This is a genomic window from Flavobacterium sp. MMS24-S5, assembly GCF_050320125.1.
Classification (GTDB): domain Bacteria; phylum Bacteroidota; class Bacteroidia; order Flavobacteriales; family Flavobacteriaceae; genus Flavobacterium; species Flavobacterium tyrosinilyticum.
The window spans coordinates 1,312,375-1,329,777 of the sequence record NZ_CP190016.1; the positions used below are offsets into that span (position 1 = coordinate 1,312,375).

Annotated in this window: 16 protein-coding genes, 2 pseudogenes and 1 riboswitch; of the genes and pseudogenes, 5 read left to right on the forward strand and 13 right to left on the reverse strand. The window is 33.5% G+C overall.

Going from position 1 to position 17,403, the window contains the following annotated elements:
- Positions 1 to 2: 2 nt before the first annotated feature.
- The 3 genes and pseudogenes from ACPWTF_RS05795 to ACPWTF_RS05805 all read right to left on the reverse strand — a co-directional run bounded on the left by ACPWTF_RS05795 (position 3) and on the right by ACPWTF_RS05805 (position 3,156).
- A pseudogene (locus tag ACPWTF_RS05795) lies at positions 3 to 1,294 on the reverse strand (TolC family protein).
- A 395-nt stretch (positions 1,295 to 1,689) separates the two neighbouring features.
- Positions 1,690 to 2,163, reverse strand: a complete 474-nt coding sequence (locus tag ACPWTF_RS05800) for a cupin domain-containing protein (RefSeq protein ID WP_427874773.1) — start codon at positions 2,161 to 2,163, stop codon at positions 1,690 to 1,692.
- Entirely contained in the window at positions 2,164 to 3,156 is a 993-nt protein-coding gene (locus tag ACPWTF_RS05805) for an NADP-dependent oxidoreductase (RefSeq protein ID WP_427874774.1), read from the reverse strand. It abuts the gene before it with no gap.
- A 92-nt stretch (positions 3,157 to 3,248) separates the two neighbouring features.
- On the opposite strand from ACPWTF_RS05805, the gene ACPWTF_RS05810 reads away from it, so the two are divergent.
- Complete coding sequence (locus tag ACPWTF_RS05810) at positions 3,249 to 3,626, forward strand: winged helix-turn-helix transcriptional regulator (RefSeq protein WP_379796581.1); 378 nt, start codon at positions 3,249 to 3,251, stop codon at positions 3,624 to 3,626.
- Between the two features lie 91 nt (positions 3,627 to 3,717).
- On the opposite strand, the gene ACPWTF_RS05815 is transcribed toward ACPWTF_RS05810, so the two are convergent.
- From ACPWTF_RS05815 to ACPWTF_RS05850, 8 genes are all read right to left on the reverse strand, one after another.
- Positions 3,718 to 5,190, reverse strand: a complete 1,473-nt coding sequence (locus tag ACPWTF_RS05815) for an aminotransferase class V-fold PLP-dependent enzyme (protein ID WP_427874775.1) — start codon at positions 5,188 to 5,190, stop codon at positions 3,718 to 3,720.
- An 83-nt stretch (positions 5,191 to 5,273) separates the two neighbouring features.
- Entirely contained in the window at positions 5,274 to 5,609 is a 336-nt protein-coding gene (locus ACPWTF_RS05820) for a peroxiredoxin family protein (RefSeq protein ID WP_427874776.1), read from the reverse strand.
- Entirely contained in the window at positions 5,530 to 6,267 is a 738-nt protein-coding gene (locus ACPWTF_RS05825; protein WP_427874777.1) for a DUF4369 domain-containing protein, read from the reverse strand. The genes ACPWTF_RS05820 and ACPWTF_RS05825 overlap by 80 nt, the downstream gene beginning before the upstream one ends.
- 239 nt (positions 6,268 to 6,506) lie before the next feature.
- A riboswitch (SAM riboswitch) is annotated at positions 6,507 to 6,607 on the reverse strand.
- A 216-nt stretch (positions 6,608 to 6,823) separates the two neighbouring features.
- Complete coding sequence (locus ACPWTF_RS05830; RefSeq protein WP_427874778.1) at positions 6,824 to 7,279, reverse strand: response regulator; 456 nt, start codon at positions 7,277 to 7,279, stop codon at positions 6,824 to 6,826.
- Between the two features lies 1 nt (position 7,280).
- On the reverse strand, positions 7,281 to 9,953 hold the full coding sequence (locus ACPWTF_RS05835; protein WP_427874779.1) for a PAS domain-containing sensor histidine kinase: 2,673 nt from the start codon (positions 9,951 to 9,953) through the stop codon (positions 7,281 to 7,283).
- Positions 9,954 to 10,190: 237 nt separating this feature from the next.
- A complete protein-coding gene (locus ACPWTF_RS05840; protein WP_427874780.1) occupies positions 10,191 to 10,349 on the reverse strand; it encodes a hypothetical protein in 159 nt (52 codons plus the stop codon).
- Positions 10,350 to 10,526: 177 nt separating this feature from the next.
- Positions 10,527 to 10,787 carry a hypothetical protein gene (locus ACPWTF_RS05845; RefSeq protein WP_427874781.1) on the reverse strand — a complete coding sequence of 87 codons (261 nt, stop codon included), beginning with the start codon at positions 10,785 to 10,787 and terminating at the stop codon, positions 10,527 to 10,529.
- Between the two features lie 228 nt (positions 10,788 to 11,015).
- Positions 11,016 to 12,674 carry a HEAT repeat domain-containing protein gene (locus ACPWTF_RS05850; protein WP_427874782.1) on the reverse strand — a complete coding sequence of 553 codons (1,659 nt, stop codon included), beginning with the start codon at positions 12,672 to 12,674 and terminating at the stop codon, positions 11,016 to 11,018.
- 224 nt (positions 12,675 to 12,898) lie between these two features.
- Between ACPWTF_RS05850 and ACPWTF_RS05855 the strand changes: the two genes are divergently transcribed.
- From ACPWTF_RS05855 to ACPWTF_RS05870, 4 genes and pseudogenes are all read left to right on the forward strand, one after another.
- On the forward strand, positions 12,899 to 13,729 hold the full coding sequence (locus ACPWTF_RS05855; RefSeq protein WP_427874783.1) for a helix-turn-helix domain-containing protein: 831 nt from the start codon (positions 12,899 to 12,901) through the stop codon (positions 13,727 to 13,729).
- A 159-nt stretch (positions 13,730 to 13,888) separates the two neighbouring features.
- Positions 13,889 to 14,723 (forward strand): annotated as a pseudogene (gene ygiD / locus ACPWTF_RS05860) (4,5-DOPA dioxygenase extradiol).
- Positions 14,724 to 14,791: 68 nt separating this feature from the next.
- Entirely contained in the window at positions 14,792 to 15,007 is a 216-nt protein-coding gene (locus ACPWTF_RS05865) for a hypothetical protein (protein WP_427874784.1), read from the forward strand.
- 23 nt (positions 15,008 to 15,030) lie between these two features.
- Positions 15,031 to 15,456 (forward strand): alpha/beta hydrolase, encoded by a 426-nt coding sequence (locus ACPWTF_RS05870; protein WP_427875733.1) that lies wholly within the window; start codon positions 15,031 to 15,033, stop codon positions 15,454 to 15,456.
- Between the two features lie 52 nt (positions 15,457 to 15,508).
- On the opposite strand, the gene ACPWTF_RS05875 is transcribed toward ACPWTF_RS05870, so the two are convergent.
- Positions 15,509 to 17,179, reverse strand: a complete 1,671-nt coding sequence (locus ACPWTF_RS05875) for a TonB-dependent receptor plug domain-containing protein (RefSeq protein WP_427875734.1) — start codon at positions 17,177 to 17,179, stop codon at positions 15,509 to 15,511.
- The gene (locus tag ACPWTF_RS05880; RefSeq protein ID WP_427874785.1) at positions 17,062 to 17,370 is read right to left on the reverse strand and encodes a hypothetical protein; all 309 of its coding nucleotides are present in this window, start codon (positions 17,368 to 17,370) and stop codon (positions 17,062 to 17,064) included. Before ACPWTF_RS05880 ends, ACPWTF_RS05875 begins: the two co-directional genes overlap by 118 nt.
- Positions 17,371 to 17,403: the final 33 nt, after the last annotated feature.

Consider the following 17,403-nt stretch of genomic DNA (forward strand, 5'->3'; position numbering starts at 1 on the left):
TATTAAAGTTTGCCCATTGCATATTGAAGTGAATAATATTGAATGATTAAATCTAAATTGGCGTTTACAAGTGAAATTCGAGAGTTGTTCAGCTGTAATTCTGCATCAACAATCTCGCTGATTAAAGCAAAATCGTTGTCATAACGGCTTTTCACAATTTTATAATTGCTCATAGACAACTCTACATCTTTTTTATAGGTTTTGATATTTTCTTTGCTTTCCGCATATCTCACATAAGCATTTTTAACTTCGTGCTAATCTGGTCTTTGGTCACTTCTAAGGCAATATTACTTTTATCGATTTCCAGTTTATCGCCACTTATACGATGTTTCAGATTATAGAAACTCGAAATATCCCAATTCAAAGAAAGTCCCGCCGCCCAGTAATTGAGAATATTGACATAATTGGGCCACTGCGCTGGATATTCGGTATTCAGAATAACATTTGCATTTAGGTTTGGCTTAAATCCGCTTTTGGTAAGACTTAATGAAGATTCTGACAGCTTGATTCTTATGTCTGCCCGTTTGATTTCTTCCCTATTCTGAAAAGCTTCTTCCAAACTTTGCTGCAGATTCATATTTTCTGTCGGAATCATGCTTTCTGTCACTTCTGGTTTCAGAATCGTATTGGTTGGAAAACCGATTAAAATATCCAGATAATTGCTGATCAGTTCAATCGTATTAGTGCTTCTAAAAACAGAAACCTTAAAATTAGATTGCTGCAATTCGGTTCTCAAAAGGTCGCTCGTAAGATTCTGACCATTTTTCACTCGTGATTTTAATTGATTTATTCGAATATCGGTATTGATAATATTCTGTTTCGTAACCTCGATCTGACGGTATAATTTCTCGAGTGTAAAATATTGCTCTGTAATCGCATTCTTGACATCGGCTTCTGTCATTTTCACCGCAGATTCCTGCATTTCACTAATTAATTCCTGCTGATTAATTCTAGTGTTAATGGCATTTCCAGCGTAAATTGGGAGTGAGGAAACAATATTGGCAAAACCTTGATGATCGTAATAATCTACCGTAACATTTCTGGCATAAAATCCTTCATAGATTTTAGGATCGCCAATATAATTGTAGCCACCATTTAAGCTTATTCTTGGCGCTTTTGCAATTTTGGCCTGACTGACATTTTCATTTGCAATAGCGAGATCTGCATTGGCCAATTTTAATTGACGGTTGTTTTTAATGCCTAATAAAATGGCTTCGTCCAATCTTATTTTTTTAGCAGACGCCAGACTGATCGTATCCTGTTGCGCAAAACTTACATTGAGGCTGCAGCTCAATAAAAAAGAGCTAAATGCTTTAAACGAAAAACTTTAAACCGCCAATAGCTCATGAGATGATATGGATTTAATTTTGCATTTTTTCGAAATTTGTAATCAACATTATGTAATATTTAGCAGAAGTTTCGATGAAAATTAAATTTTAGCTAGGCGGAAAAACTACGATAGGTTTATTTGGATCTGCTTATCCAATCATTATTATTTCGCATAAATTTAAACAATTATTATTCAACACTTTAATACACAAACAATCAAAATTGTTTCATTTTATAAAATGGAACAATTTTGAGAAATTCCGTGCATATTTAAAAACAAAAAAAAATTGCAACAATCAAATGAGATTATTGCAATTTTACAAATAAATCAAAAATGTAATTATCGGCGTATAATTGATATTATTCTGCTTTTACTGCGTCCAGTAAGATTGCCAATTGAATACAGGGCGAATCCGATCGGTTGCTCCAAGCGTGATTGGTTCCGCGCTGTATTACAATATCTCCAGCTTGCACTAAAGTTTCTTCTTCGTCTACAATCAGGTAAATTTCACCCGAAATAATGATAATGTAATCTAAGGTATCGGTCTGATGCATTAACGGATGTGGCTCTCCTTCGGGAGCAACAATTCCTAAATCTTTATCGGGCGGAATCTGGACATAACGAAAATAACTTCCGTTCTTAGGTGTATTTGGAAAAGCGGTATTCTCAATAACTTTTTCTTCAAATTTTGCCGGTATCGAATCTGTCGACCAGATGTCTGAAATAATTAATCCTGGAAAATGTTCCGACACATTCGAAACGATTTCATCTTGTTCTATAATCGATTTTCCGTTTCGTATACCTGTTACAATTCTTCGTGGTATTGTTCTCATTTAATTGATCTGCATTATTAATTTTCTGCCACTGGTTTTGTTTTCTCTCAAAATAGTAAGCGCTTTATCTACTGTTTCTTTATTCAGTCCGCCAATTACATTAATATTTGGCGGTGTAATTATTTCATTTTCTAATAAATCACTTAATTCTGTCAATCCGTTTTTATAGTAATCGTATTGTTTTTCAACACCATACGCATAATTTGAAATATTATGAATTGTAGCGCCTCTCGAAAAAAGAATACCACGCGATTCTGGAGTAGAAAAATTTGTGACATCAATATACCTTCCGTTTATTTTCAACAATTTTGCCGCAATTTCTGCAACATGATTTCCAACTAAATCAACCGCGATATCAAATTTTTTATTTCCGTTTAAAGAAAAAGCGGCTTCGTAAATATCTTCTTTTTTATAATTGATAATCTGTTTTGGTTTTACGCCAAGATTCACCAAAGAAGTGATACTTTCTTCGTTTCCAGCTGTCACCACAAAATTGGAAAAACCTTTAGCAATAAGCAGTTTCATAAACACATTCCCTACTCCGCCAGCACCGCCCGTAATTAGTATCGAATCGGTTAAAGAAGCATTCATTCGTTTAAAAGATTGCAAAGCCGTAAGTCCAGCTGATGGAATTCCGGCCGCTTCTTCAAAAGAAATATTCTGTGGTTTCTTTATTGCAATTCCTGCTGGGACACAAATATATTCGGCATAAGTACCATTTGATCCCATACTTCCAGAACCGCAAAAAACAGCATCTCCAATTTTAAAATCCGTTACCTCAGCACCAATTGCTGTTATGATTCCCGAAAATTCTCTTCCTAAAATTGGTGAATGTATCAGCTTTCTTTCAGAACCGTTTTCGGTCATTTGATAATCAATCGGATTAAATCCTGAAGCCATAATCTTTACCTGAATCTGATGCGATTCTGGTTGCGGAATTGCTACTGTTTCCAGTTTAAATTCGCAGTTTTCCTGTAATACAATTGCTTTCATTTTTATCATTTTAGTTTACAAAAGTATCGCCGTAATGCCTTATTTTTGTTATGGGTTAACCCAAGGTAACCGGTTACCAAAGAGAAACTAGTATGGCAAAAATTAACGATAACGGAGTACTTCGCGAGGCCAATTGTTCTGAAGAACTTATGGCAATGCGTGACAGTCTTGATGTTTTGGGCGGTAAATGGAAATTGATGATTCTAAGGTTTTTAACCAATAGAACGCATCAGGTGATTCATTTTAAAAAAATGCAACGTGAAATTGATGGTATTTCGGCTAAAATGCTCAGCAAAGAACTTAAAGAACTGGAAACCAATTTACTTATTACCAGAGCCGAACAAAATACCAAACCGGCAACTGTCGTTTATGCTATTACCGAATATGGAAAATCGGTGCTTCCGGTTACTGAAACTTTAGTCAACTGGGGATTGGCGCATAGAGAGAAGATTATCGAATCGCTTAAATAATTCTAATTTTTGTACCGATGAGATATTCCCACGGAATATTATCCCATTGGAAACCTAACAGGTTTTCAAAACCTGTTAGGTTGACTACTAACTAATCTAACTTAAACCATTCGTTTACTTCTCTTGCGATGGTATCTTTAATTTCCGGATTCTCAAATTCATTTGAAACCGGATTATATTCATAATCTTTTTTCCACTTTTTATAATTCAGAGCTACTTTTTCAATTGCATCACAGATATAAAAAAGCTCTTCATTGCTCATAATCGGATGCAGTGACAAACGCACCCAACCTGGTTTATTGGTTTGATTTCGTTGCAATAATTCATTGGTAATTTCTGCCGATTTCTTTTCGTTAATATTAAACAGATAATGCGCATAAGTACTCGCACACGACCAGCCGCCACGTACTTGAATTCCGAAACGGTCATTTAAAAGCCTTACGATTAAATTATAATGAATGTCTTCAATAACAAAAGAAACACAACCAATTCTTTCTGTAGTTAAATCTCCTAAAATAGATAAACCTTCTATTTTTTGAAGTCTTGAAAAACAAAGATCAAGCAGTTCTTTTTCTCTTTCTTTGATTTTCTCCACGCCCATTTGCTCTTTTAATTCTAAAGCCAATGCCGTTCTAATAACCTGTAAAAATCCCGGCGTTCCTCCATCTTCTCTAACTTCTATTACATCGCTGTAACAATATTTGCCCAACGGATTAGTCCATTTTACATTTCCTCCGCCAGGATTATCTGGAAAATCAGATTGATATAATTTTTCATTGAAAACCAAAATACCACAAGTTCCAGTTCGTCCTAAAAATTTATGAGGAGAAAAGAAAATAGCGTCCAATTGTTCTTCTGGATCTTTTGGATGCATATCGATTTTGACATACGGCGCCGAAGCTGCAAAATCTACAAAACAAAGTCCGCCGTTTTGGTGCATGATTTTGGCTAATTCGTGATAAGGCGTAATAATTCCTGTAACATTCGAACAAGCCGTAAACGAACCTATTTTTAAGCTTCTGTTTGCATATTTTTTAATCGTTTCAGCAAGAACATTTGGGTCGACTAAATTGTTCTCATCAGGCGGAAGAATAATTACCTCAGCATTGGTCTCATACCACGAAACCTGATTAGAATGATGTTCCATGTGCGTAATAAAAACCACTGGTCTATCTTCTTCCGATTTTGTTCGAAGTGCCATAATACGTTGCAGTTTTGACAAAGCTGCTGTCATACCACTTCCAGTCGTTACCAAAACATCCGAATCATTGGCATTAACCGATTTTTTAATAATATCCCTTGCATGCTGATAGGCATAAGTAGAGGTTTTTCCTGTCTGACTTGAAAGTGAATGCGTATTGGCAATCATTGGACCAATTTTATTGAGCATTATATCTTCGATCGGATGGTATAATCTTCCGCTGGCAACCCAGTCTGCGTACACTAAATTTTGTTCTCCGTAAACCGATTCGAAAGTATGATCAATTCCTACTGTATTTTCTCTAAATTTAGAAAAGTAACATTCAGGCTCTGTTGGTTTTGTTGTTGGCTCAATCGCATTCATTTCCTTATCATTTTAAATTAACTAATATGTATTCTTTCTCAATTTTTGTCATTTCGAGGAATGACAAGATTGCGTGTTCTTTATTAAATTTTATTTTCTAAAAGCGTTTTTAGTGTAGCTTGTAATTCTTCTCCGTGCAGGTTTTTCGCAACGATTATTCCTTTAGAATCCACTAAATAATTTCCTGGAATAGCTCTTACACCATATAATTTAGCAACAGCACTGTTCCAGAAAAGCAAATCAGAAACGTGTGTCCAGGTTAAATTATCATCTTGAATTCCTTTAACCCAGTTTTCTTTCTTTTTATCTAGAGAAATCCCTACGATGTTGAATCCTTTATCATGAAATTCTTTGTAAGCTGCTACAATATTTGGGTTCTCTCTTCGGCATGCGTCCGCACCATGAAGCCCAAAAATCAACTAGAGTATATCCGCCCTTTAAATTATCATAAAGTCGAACTGGCTTTCCGTCAGGATCATTGGCTGTAAAATCAGGGGCTTTTTTACCTACCGCTAATCCGTCTAAAACAATAGCCAGTTCTTTTAATTCTTTCACGTAAGTGGTATTTTGAAGACTTTTATCCAACAAAGCAATATTTTGTGTAATCTGCTCTGGCGTTAATCTATAAGACCAGTTTCTGTACAACACATAAGCTGAAACAATAGATTTTGGATGTTCGGTTATGAATTTACTGATTTCTACATCTTTGCTCTTTTTATAGATTTCGAACAAATCTTGAGAAGCTGAACCTTCAACTACAGAAGCGGTATAATATTTCTTCGGACTCAGTTTTACTGTAATTGGGTCTTTTTCAAGAAAAACATACAAGGGCGAACTTTCTGTATTGACGCTCAATCCATATAATTCTGGTGTTTTTACTTTTGTTTTAAAACTAAAATTTCCATCTTTTACTTTTGCCGAATCAATTGTAGTAAACATTTTATTGTGAAACTTTTGCAGGTAAACATATTGCGCCACTGTATCGACAACAGTCCCTTTTAATTGTAAATTATTTTCCTGCGCTTGAGTTTGAAAAGCTCCAAAAAGCAAAGCAAAACCTAATAGTATTTTTTTCATTTTATTTTTAGTTTTAAGATTAGACAAAAGAATTTTAGGCCAATGAAAAAAGTCATTAGCGTTAGTATTGTTTATAAAAGAAATTGGAGAGAAACTAGTCTTTAAGCCTTCAGAAAAAAGCAAAACTGTTTTCTTCAAAAATGGAATTCAAGAGTTCATAACTGGCGTACAAAATGGATTCTGCTTTCATAATAAAGATTTTAAATTGGATGATCTTAAACAGATTTACGGAGAAATCTTTCTTATCTACCCGCACACAGCGGAAGGATTTAGCACCTTATTCGGCAACAGGTTGCTAAGACTTCAATGGGCCTATTCCCTCAGTCTTTCTGGATAAGTATCATTATATAAATTTTCTGTGATACAAATATATATTAATTCTACCGAATTAGTCAAGTTTAAAATACTTTTTTTTACTTTTTTTATTAAAAAGATCATTTAGTACAATTTAAAATTTTAAAAATCAATACATTAAAAATAAAAACACTTTTGGGCAAGCACTTTTTTTATAAAAGGAATTCATACGTTTTACTTTTCAAAAAAAGAAAAAACAGTTTCATTCTGCAAGAAAGACATGCAGATATTTATTCTTTTCAAGATTTGAAAAAGTTTCTTTTAATCCATTTTCAAGGTTTGAAGTAATTAATCTCAAGACCTGTTTTAAGTCGTCAAAATTATTTGGTTTTACAAAATAGCAGACTGCTCCAAGATTGGCAGCCGTATCCATATCATTTCTGTACGAAGAAGTAGAAATCATAATTACAGGAATATCTTTATATCGTTCTTCTGATTTTAATTGCTTCAGACATTCCCAGCCGTTCATAACTGGCATATTTAAATCTAGAAAAACAATTTCTGGAATCTTCTCCTGATTTTTAAGCGTATTTAGCACACCGCTACCATTTTCTGAACAATGACAAACAATACTTTCATCTATTTCTGCCAATGCTTCGCAAAACATTTCTGCATCATCCTGATCGTCATCAGCCAATAAAATCATCTTTTCTTGCATATTAAATGTGTTTTACTTTTTGCTCAATTGGCAATGTTATAATAAAAATGGCTCCTTTATTAGCAATTCCTGTGGCCGTAATACTTCCGCCGTGACGTTCGGCTATTTTTTTACAAAGCGACAAACCTAACCCCGTTCCTTCATAACGATCCTTAGAATTTAAACGTGTAAAAGTTTCAAAAATTCGTCTTGTTTGATCAAGATCAAAACCAATTCCGTTATCTTCTACTGTAATTATCGCAATTCTGTTGCCTTCTTCAATTTGTTCTGTTGCTGTAATACGTATTTCTGGCGGAGTATCTTCTTTAGCAAATTTAATAGAATTATTAATAAGATTGTAAAACATCTGATACAACAATACAGAAGCGCCTTCTATAACGGGAAGTTCTTCAAAATATATCGTACCATTTGTATTTTGAAGCGCAATTTCAAGATCGGTTTCTATATTTTTAATAACTTCATTTAAATCGACTATGGTTGTTTTTTGCGAATCGGCATTCATTTTCGAATAGGCTAATACACCATCAATCATATTAAACATACGATCTGCCGCAACATGAATTCGTTCAATATATTTTGTTGAAGATTCATCAAACTGTCCTGACATATGATCTTCTAGACGGCTTAAAAAAGTTTTTATCTTTCGAACCGGTTCTTTTAAATCATGCGAAGCAACATGTGCAAACTGCTGTAAATCGTCGTTAGATCTTTGCAGTTCTTTAGTACGATCTTTTACCAAAATCTCAAGTTTTTCAGTAATCGACTTTTGTTCGTGAATATCTGTACAGGTACCAAACCAATTGGTAATGATACCTTCTTTATCTCTAATAGGAAGCGCTTTACTTAAAAACCAGCGGTATTCTCCCGTACTGGCATTTTTTAAGCGAAATTCAGTCTGATAAGGAACTCCGGCATGAACACTTTCGTACCACATTTTTGACACTAGATAAACATCGTCTGCATGTAATTTTGAAATCCAGCTTGGATCTCCAAATTCATCTTCTATGTAACCCGTGTATTCGTACCAGCGGCTATTGTAATAATCAACAAAACCTTCTGAATTGGCAGTCCAAATAATTTGAGGAACCAAATCTGCAAGCTGTCTAAATCGTTCTCCACTTTCTGCAATAACATTTTGAAGTTCTTTCTGCGAAGTAATATCGCTCGATGCTCCAAACCATTCAATAATCTTTTCTTGATCGTCTAATATCGGGACCACTCTAGAGAAAACCCATCTAACAGAATCGTCTTTATTTATAACCCTATGCTCCATTTCAAAAATGGATTTTTCTACTATCGATTTAGAAATAAGATGTACAGCCATCTGCAAATCGCTAGCATGAATAAATTTATCCAACCAATTGACACCACGTTCTCTTTGATTGGCCAAACGTCCGTCTCCTTCTAAATCCTGCATAATCATCCAATCGGCATCCATTCGATAAACCAAATCGGATGATGCGTTGACTAAAGCACGGAAGCGGCTTTCACTCTCTTCCATTTTTTGACGCGCCACAACTTGTTGCGTAACCTCAACTGCTACTTGTATCATTCCGGTTATCTCTCCATCTTCAATTAACGGACGATAAGCCAAATTATAATAATAGTCTTTTAATTCGCCTGTACGATTGTGCGGCACCAAAACTTCACTTTGATCAAAAGGAATTCCTTCATTATAAACCTTTAAAACTTGCTCCCAAACATATTGCCCTTCCAGTTCTGGCAAAACATCAATCAGTCGCATGCCGATAATTTCTGCGCCGCGACCAATCATTTGCAGCATATGCCTATTGATCTGCTCAATAATAAGATCATCTCCTTTAAGGACTAAAGTCGGAGCTGGCGTTTGATGAATCATTTTGCGAAAACGATTCTCACTTTGCTGCAATTTTTCTTGTGCTTGCTTGCTTTCTGTAATATCTCGTGTTGTTCCAGCAACAAACTCTACTTCTCCATTTTCATTAAAAACGGGAACAAAAATATAATCGTAAATTCTTCTTCCCAGTTCTGCGTGCGGAAAAGAAACTGTTCCTCGAACTGGTTTTTTCGTAGCTACTACAGTATCTATTTCTTCTTCATGCATTTCGGCATGCCAATCTTCATAACCATTTTCAATTAATCTGCGTCCGATGGAGTCTTCTGCAGACTTGCCCCACATCGTCAATAAAGCTTTGTTGGCGTAAGTAAATTTATAATCGAGACTAAATACGTAAACTAGATCAGGAGTACCGTTTAGTATAGAATTGTATAGCCTTTTTTGTTTTTCTGCATCAAGCAATGCATTACGAAGCGCTGTTTCGGCATGTTTCTTTTCTGTGATATCTTCCATGGTTACCACCAAAACATCGTCTTGTTTTACAGCAGTAAATCTGAAACATTGTTTGTTGGCTTCGTCTCCATACCATTGCTCAAAATTGGCTGTAACTCCAGTTTCTGCCGTCTCAATAAACTGTTCTAAAATATTGGTTTTATTTATTTTAGAGAAAACTTTACTGAATAGTTTTTCTTTGTATTCTTTATCATCAATCCAGTTGATGATATAAGTATTAAACAATAATATTGAAAAATCTTCTATTTTGCCTTTATTATCGTACAAAGACTTTAAAACTGCTATTCCATTTGGCGCAGAATTAAAGACGGTTTGAAAAAGGTCTAAATTATTTATTAGCTCCATTATCGTACTAAATAAAGGTAATTTCTAAAGTTGCTCAATAGTCAAAAAGGCATTTAAAAGATTATATTCTTTCTCAAATATAGAGAAAAACGTTTTTACTTTTAACATTTGTTGAATTCTTTTATGTGATTCTAAAATCAAAAAAGCTGAATCATTAAGATTCAGCTTTCTACTATTTTTTTGCCGAATAATTATTTCTTAATCGTATCGGCTTTAACTGTTACTGTTGTATCCATATTAATTGTATCCACTTCCGGTTGCAACGGTATCAATCGTGTTTTGAATAGAATCATTCTCGGATGAATCTATTGTAGTGCTTTCGTTCTTTTTACAAGAAAATGCTAGTCCCATAAGAAGAATTAAGAAAGCAAGTTTCATTTTTATTTGCCTTTTCATAATCCTATATTTTTAAATAAATATTTTCTCCTTTTAATATTATAAAAATACTCCTTTTCGACTTTACGTTTTTTACACAATTTCACTAACTTTTTATATAAAAAACTTTTCATTTTTCAACCAATTTGATATAAGTATAAAAAAAAGAGCAGAAAATTTCTGCTCTTTCTTTATTCTTTAGTCTGTTTTTGTTGCTTCATTTTCAGCAATATCTCTATTTAAATTATTTTTATGCCTAAGTTCTTCGTAATCGGCATCATCTCCCCAATCTCCCGTATTTTGCTGGTGCACAGGGGTATCTGCTTCGTTTAGGTGTTCCTGCTTATTTTCATCATTCGGAAAATACATCTGATATCCTAAAATAGGATCCCAATTGGTTTCTTGCGTACGATCAATTCCATCTTGGAATAAATCGTTTTTTTCATCTCGTGTATCCATTTCTAATTCTTTTTATACCATCAAAAACTGAAAGTATGATTATTACTTTGTTTTCATAGACTCGTAAAATTGAAAAAAATAGCTCGAAAATTTGTTACATGATTTTGGAGAAAATTTATATGATTCTATTTAACAGCTCATTAAAATTTTAGAAAATATGATGTTTCAAATTGTAAATAAAAAATCTGCAAAAATTATGCTCATAGGTTTTTAAAATCATTATTACACTTACCAATTGTCTAATAATTCGATTGCAAGTTTTGCAACAACTTGTTCATCGCTATTTAAAAATGATTTAATTTCATTTCGTGCTTTTTCTCCTTTAATCATTGCTAATGCCTGTAGGTATGTTCTCGAATTTAGATCGCTTTCTTTTCTGGTTTCTTCGCAAACTTGAATAAGTAAATCAACAGAATCAACATCTTTTAATCTTCCTAATCCCAATGCAGCATCATATCTAACGGAAAAATCGGATTGTTTATTCATTAAAATTTTTCTAAAAAATTCTGCATGCCTTTCTAAAGGAAAACTTGCTAAATATTCTATTGCCCCTCTTTCCCAATCGGAATCTTTGGTATTATTTTTATATATTTTCTCAAATATAATTTGCTGATCATTAATCCTATTTTCAACAAATAAATTTACCAAAGCTACTGTTCTGTATTTTTCATCATTTATTAAACTTGGTAAAAGGTCAATTAATTTTTGACTTTTATTTCCTTTCAATGCATCTGCACTCCAATATCTTATCGTTCTGTTTTTGTGTTTTAAAAAGTCTAACAAAATAGTTGTACTTTCCACATCATTTCTACTTTTTAACGCACTAACTAATTGTTCAATTATTTTTTCGTTATTGCACTCTTTTAAAGCATTTTGGATATTGGGCAATAATTCCTCAGAATAAAGAATTTTATTTCGCTGAACTAAAAAGTAATAATCATTTGAAATCTTTTTTGATGTCAGTAATTCTAACCAATATTTTACATTTTCAATTTTTTTCGATTCAAGAAAACAATTTAATAAATCATCTGGAACAGTCTCTTTTTGATTTATTAATGATTTTAAATACTCATTGTCGCTACTTGTCGGACTATTTGCTAAAGCTTGTAAAGTAATTTTTCTTGTATTATCATTATCTAAAAATGGCTTAACAGTCTCTAGCAAATTCCCTATTTGAAGTTCTTTTACCGTATAAATTGCATATCCTTTAATGTTTATATCCCAATTTTTAACAGCATCTAAAACAATTTTCTCCGTTTCAGTATTATTTCCAGTTTTTGATAAAATCTGAATCGCTAAAATTCTAGCTTTTATATTGTCAATATTATATCTTTGATAAGCTGTTTCTTGTAAATTATTTTTATCTAGTTTTAAAAATAATGGAAGCATATGAGCATCTCCAAAATTTTCATTTTCTACTAAAAAATCAAACAATTCAGTAGTATGCTTTGTTTTTAAATTAAGAAGTGCCATTCCGCACCAAATCAAATTTCCTTTATCCTTTTCTGTTTTTAGTTTATTTAACAATTGTCCTTCTCTTGCTAGATCATTGGAAGCGCCAATTATTAAATAGGAAAATAAACGTTGAAAAGAGTTTTCTGAATTCAACATTTTATCAATGTTGTCAATATACAAATCGTCATTTTTGAAATCGCTTAAAGGAAAATTCACCAAAGTTTCGCCCTTCAAACCAGAACTTAATTGTGTAATATCGCTTTGCGGAGTTAAAAGATTTGAATATTTCGAAAATAAATCATTTAGTTGGTCTTCATTAAACGTCTCGTTCAAAGACATTTTAAAATCAGCTTTAAAGTTTATTACATACTGACATTGAGCCTTTGTGAAAAAAGTTAAAAGAACAATTGTAATGATTAATTTTATTTTCATTTCTATTTTTTTATCATTTCGAATAAGACAATTTTTTACCTCTTTTGCAAATCAACAAAACGTTTTTTGTTTAATACTTAAAAATATCTTCTAGCGAATATAAGAATATTTATACAACAATTTCTTTAACTTAATTGGAAGGACATTCAATCTTATTGTGTTTTTTTGATTTCAAAAAATTTTAAAAATAATAATTACCTTTAAAATTCTATAAAAATTGATTTATGACTGAGATTTTTAAAATGTTTAAAATTACAACTGCCGAATCTGAAAAAATTATGCAATCGGTAAACGAACCCCATACGCATGATTTTGAAGAACTTATTATTGGAAATAAAGGTCAGCTGGAACATTTTATAGATTTTCAATCCAAATTAATAGAAGCGCCTTTTATCAGTTTTGTCACTCAAGGAAAAATTCATCGCGCAAAACCTCTTGTAAAAGATGGGGATTGTGATATGTGGGTTTTGCGATTCAAAAGTGAATTTATTGCCGAAACTACTTTTAGCCTTTATGCTTCCTTTCATGACAAGGCAAATATTAGTTTGCAGAGCAATCAGTGTTTTGAAAAACTGGATACGATCTGCAAAATTATTTTTGACGAATACCAACAAGAAGCTCCTGATCTTGCCGTTATCAAACAATTATTAAGCGCGCTTTTTACCATTATCGAATCAGAAAGACGAAAATTGAATTTGAATAATGATGAATCGAAAAAAATTCAAAGTTCTACTTTTAAAAACTTTCTGAGATTGTTAGAAGAGCATTATAAAGAATCTAAAGATGTTAATTTCTATGCAGAAAAACTCTTTATGACTTCGCGCAACTTAAATAATATCTGCCAGAATATTCTACAGCAAAGCGTTTCGGAAATTATTGAAACCAGAAAATTGACTGAAGCCAAAAACTTATTGATGACCACAGATAAAAACATTGCCGAAATAGGTTACGAACTCGGTTTTAATGAAAAAACCTATTTTACACACGCTTTCAAACGAAAAGCAGGAATAACTCCAACCGAATTTAGAGAAGAAATGAAGAAGCTTCTTTCTTAAAAACACAACCTTTCTTCCGAAAATCGTTACCTCTTTGGTTATAATTAAATGCAACTTTGTATCACAAATAAAAGATACTTTTTAAGCAATTAATTATAAAAAATGAATCGTAAAGATTTTCTAAAAACCATGGCAATTTTACCTATCGGAGCTGCAGCAATGAAACTCAGCTCACTCAAAACGGCCGTAGATACTTTTGGCCCAACAGAACGAATGCCAGTTCTTTTTCTTGGACACGGAAATCCGATGAATGCATTGGCAGATAATAATTTCACACAAGGTTTTCAGCAAGTAGCCAAAACATTGCCAAAGCCAAGAGCCATACTTTGTATTTCGGCACATTGGGAAACCAAAGGAACTTTTGTAACCGCAATGCAAAAACCGCCCACTATTCATGATTTTGGAGGTTTTCCGCAAGCACTTTTCGACGTGCAATATCCTGCGCCTGGAAGTCCAGAATTGGCTTTGGAAACACAAAAACTGATTACTTCAACTTCGGTTGGTTTAGACAATACCTGGGGATTGGCACGATGGATGCTGGACGGTTGTAAAATTTCTTTATCCAAACGCCGATATTCCGATTATCGAAATGAGTATCGATTATACGCAACCTGCTTCTTATCATTATGAATTAGGAAAAGAATTGGCTGCTTTACGCCGAAAAGGCGTTCTTATTGTCGGAAGCGGAAATACGGTTCACAACTTACGTCTTGCGGCATGGGACAAAATGATGGTTCCTGGTTATGCCTTCGAATGGGCGCATATTGCAAATGAAAAAATGAAAAGCATGATTTTGGACAATGACCATAAATCGCTTATTCAGTTTGATAAACAGGGTAGAGAATTTGAATTGGCGGTTCCAACGCCAGAACATTATCTTCCATTATTGTACATTTTATCGCTTCAAGAAAAAGACGAAAAAGCAACTGTTTTCAATGACGAACTTGTTGCAGGATCACTCAATATGATGTCTGTAAAAATAGACAAAGCATGAGTATAAAAAGGCCTTTTGGGATAGCATTTGCTGTCCTTATTACCCTATCAATTTTCAGTTTTACAATTATGAATTCAACCAAAGAAAAAACTAAACTGCATTATTTAATTAGAGAACCAAAAATAAAAACGGCAAATCCGCCTTTGGTAATTTTGCTTCATGGCGTTGGCGGAAACGAACAAAATCTCTTTTCGTTTGCTCCCGAATTGCCAGATAACTTTGTCGTAGTTTCTGCGCGCGGCCCGTTAACTTTGGCCCAAATAGTTTTGCTTGGTTTCAGGTAGATTTTTCTACTGGAAAACCTCAAATAAATGCTGAACAAGCAGAAAATTCAAGATTAATGCTGATTGATTTTATTAGTGATTTAAAATCTGAAATTAACTTTAATCCAGATGAAGTTTATTTAATGGGATTTAGCCAAGGCGGAATTATGAGTTACAGTGTTGCGCTTACTGCTCCAGAAAAAGTAAAAGGAATTGCTGTAATGAGCGGAAGACTTTTGCCCGAAATAAAACCGTTTATGGCCGATGAAAAATGTCTTGACAATCTTAAAATCTTCATTTCGCACGGAAAACAAGATGCCGTTTTAAATTATCAATATGCCGTCGACGCTTCTGATTTTCTAAAAACAAAAAACTTAAACCCAAATTTTCATTCGTACGAAGAAGGCCATACCGTAAGTAAACAGATGTTTGATGATGTCAATCTTTGGTTAAAGAAGAATAGCCTGTAAACGTAATATTTACAGGCTTTTTACAAAAATCTAATTTCCTAAATCAAGTAATTTAAAAAGTAACTAATTTCACTCCCAATGTAAACCATCTAGAAGGCAGCGGCACTGCTCCTACTTCATAATACGTTGCATTAAAGATATTTTGTCCATCTAAGAAAATGGTGAATTTATTAATTGACTGACTTACTCTAAAATCATTTACCCAGTAAGAAGGTCCTGTAATTCTTTCGTTAAAACGAGTTGCAAACATCACAGATAAGTTTTTAAACTGATAATCTATGGTGTTGGTAATTTGATGCTTTAATGAAGAAATGGAATATTTTGAATACGTTTCTGTACGCGCTGTTTTAAATTCAGAATCTAAATAAGTGTATCCTAAAAGGATGTTCAATCTAGAATCTTTAGAGAAATCGAATCTATAAGTTCCACGCAAATTGATACCGTTGGTGTTCAAATCTCCTGTGTTTTGACTTTGCCACGGCTGCGTTGTAAGATTACGCATCCAGTCGATATAGTTGTCTATTTTTCTGTAGAAATAATTCGCATTAAAGCTCAAAGCTCTTTTGTTGTACTTGAATCCTACTTCACTTTGAAAAGCATTTTCTGAATCCAAATCTGGGTTTCCAACATTTCCTGTCTGTTTCAAGTATAAATCGGTAAACGAAGGAATTCTTTGGCTTGTTCCCAAATTTCCAATAATTTTAAATGCATCTGTAATGGCATAACTTGCATCGATTCCTGGATAAATCTGCCATTTGTAATCTGAATTATAGTTTAAATATGTTCCGATATTTACATCAAGTTTTTCAGTAAAATTCGTTCTGTATTCGGCATACAATCCAACATTTTCGCGATCGTGATCTCCAATGTTTGAAGAGTGAATGTTTTCGTTTCTAAACTCAGCTCCAAAACCAATTTCTCCTTTAGATAATTTAACGGTGGAGTTCAACTCTCCCGCAATAGAATTGGTATAATGCTGACTTCTTCCAACAGCCAAATTCGAGTTTCCTAAATAACGGTAATCATCATAATTGTATCTGTAAGTAACTCTCGGCATTAGTTTCCAACTGTCCGTAATTTGATGATTGGACTGAATGTTGGCAAATGTAGTCTGAACAATTTCGGTTGAATTTTTATCTCCAGGCGCTGCGTAAAATCCGTTTGCACCAAATCCGTTATTGATATAACCTGCAGAACCTAAAATTTCGTTTTTATCATTGATTTGCACATTTCCTTGATAGAAAATTTTGTTGTTTTCGAATGCGGTATTGTAACGGTAACCGTTGCTTTTATCATGCGAAGCGAAGATTAAATGCTGTTGTTTTTCTTTACCTAAAACAGCTCCAGCCTGAATTCCTGTACCGTAAAAAGTATCTCCTGTATCTTGCGTATCTTTTTCGAAATTAGAACCTGCATAAGTGCTTACCATAAAACCAGAATCGGTTGGTTTTTTGGTAATAATATTAATTGCTCCAGTTAAACTGTTAATTCCGTAAATTCTCGCAGCTGAACCACGAACTACTTCTATTCTTTCAATTGCTTCAACCGGAAGAGGAAGATTCAACATATTATGGGCAGTTTGCGAGTCGATTACTTTTGCTCCGTTTAGCAAAACAACAGTTTGCTCAAAACTTCCACCGTCAACACTAATGTCGGCTTGAGTTCCAAATGGTCTCTTTGTCTGATGTCTACACCGTTGGCATATTGCAACACTTCTTGCAATGTTCTTCCTGGCAGTTTTTTAATGGTTTCGCTCGAGATAACATATACATTTCTGTTTTGTTTAGAAATGGGTGTATTAAAACGGCCTTCATTAATAATAACTTCATCCATTTGGTTGATGGAATCGTTCTTTGTCTGTGCGTAAAAATTGGTACAAATTACTGTAAAGACAGCAAAATAGATCTTTTTCATTTTGGTTTACTATTTTTTTGGCAAAAGTAGTTT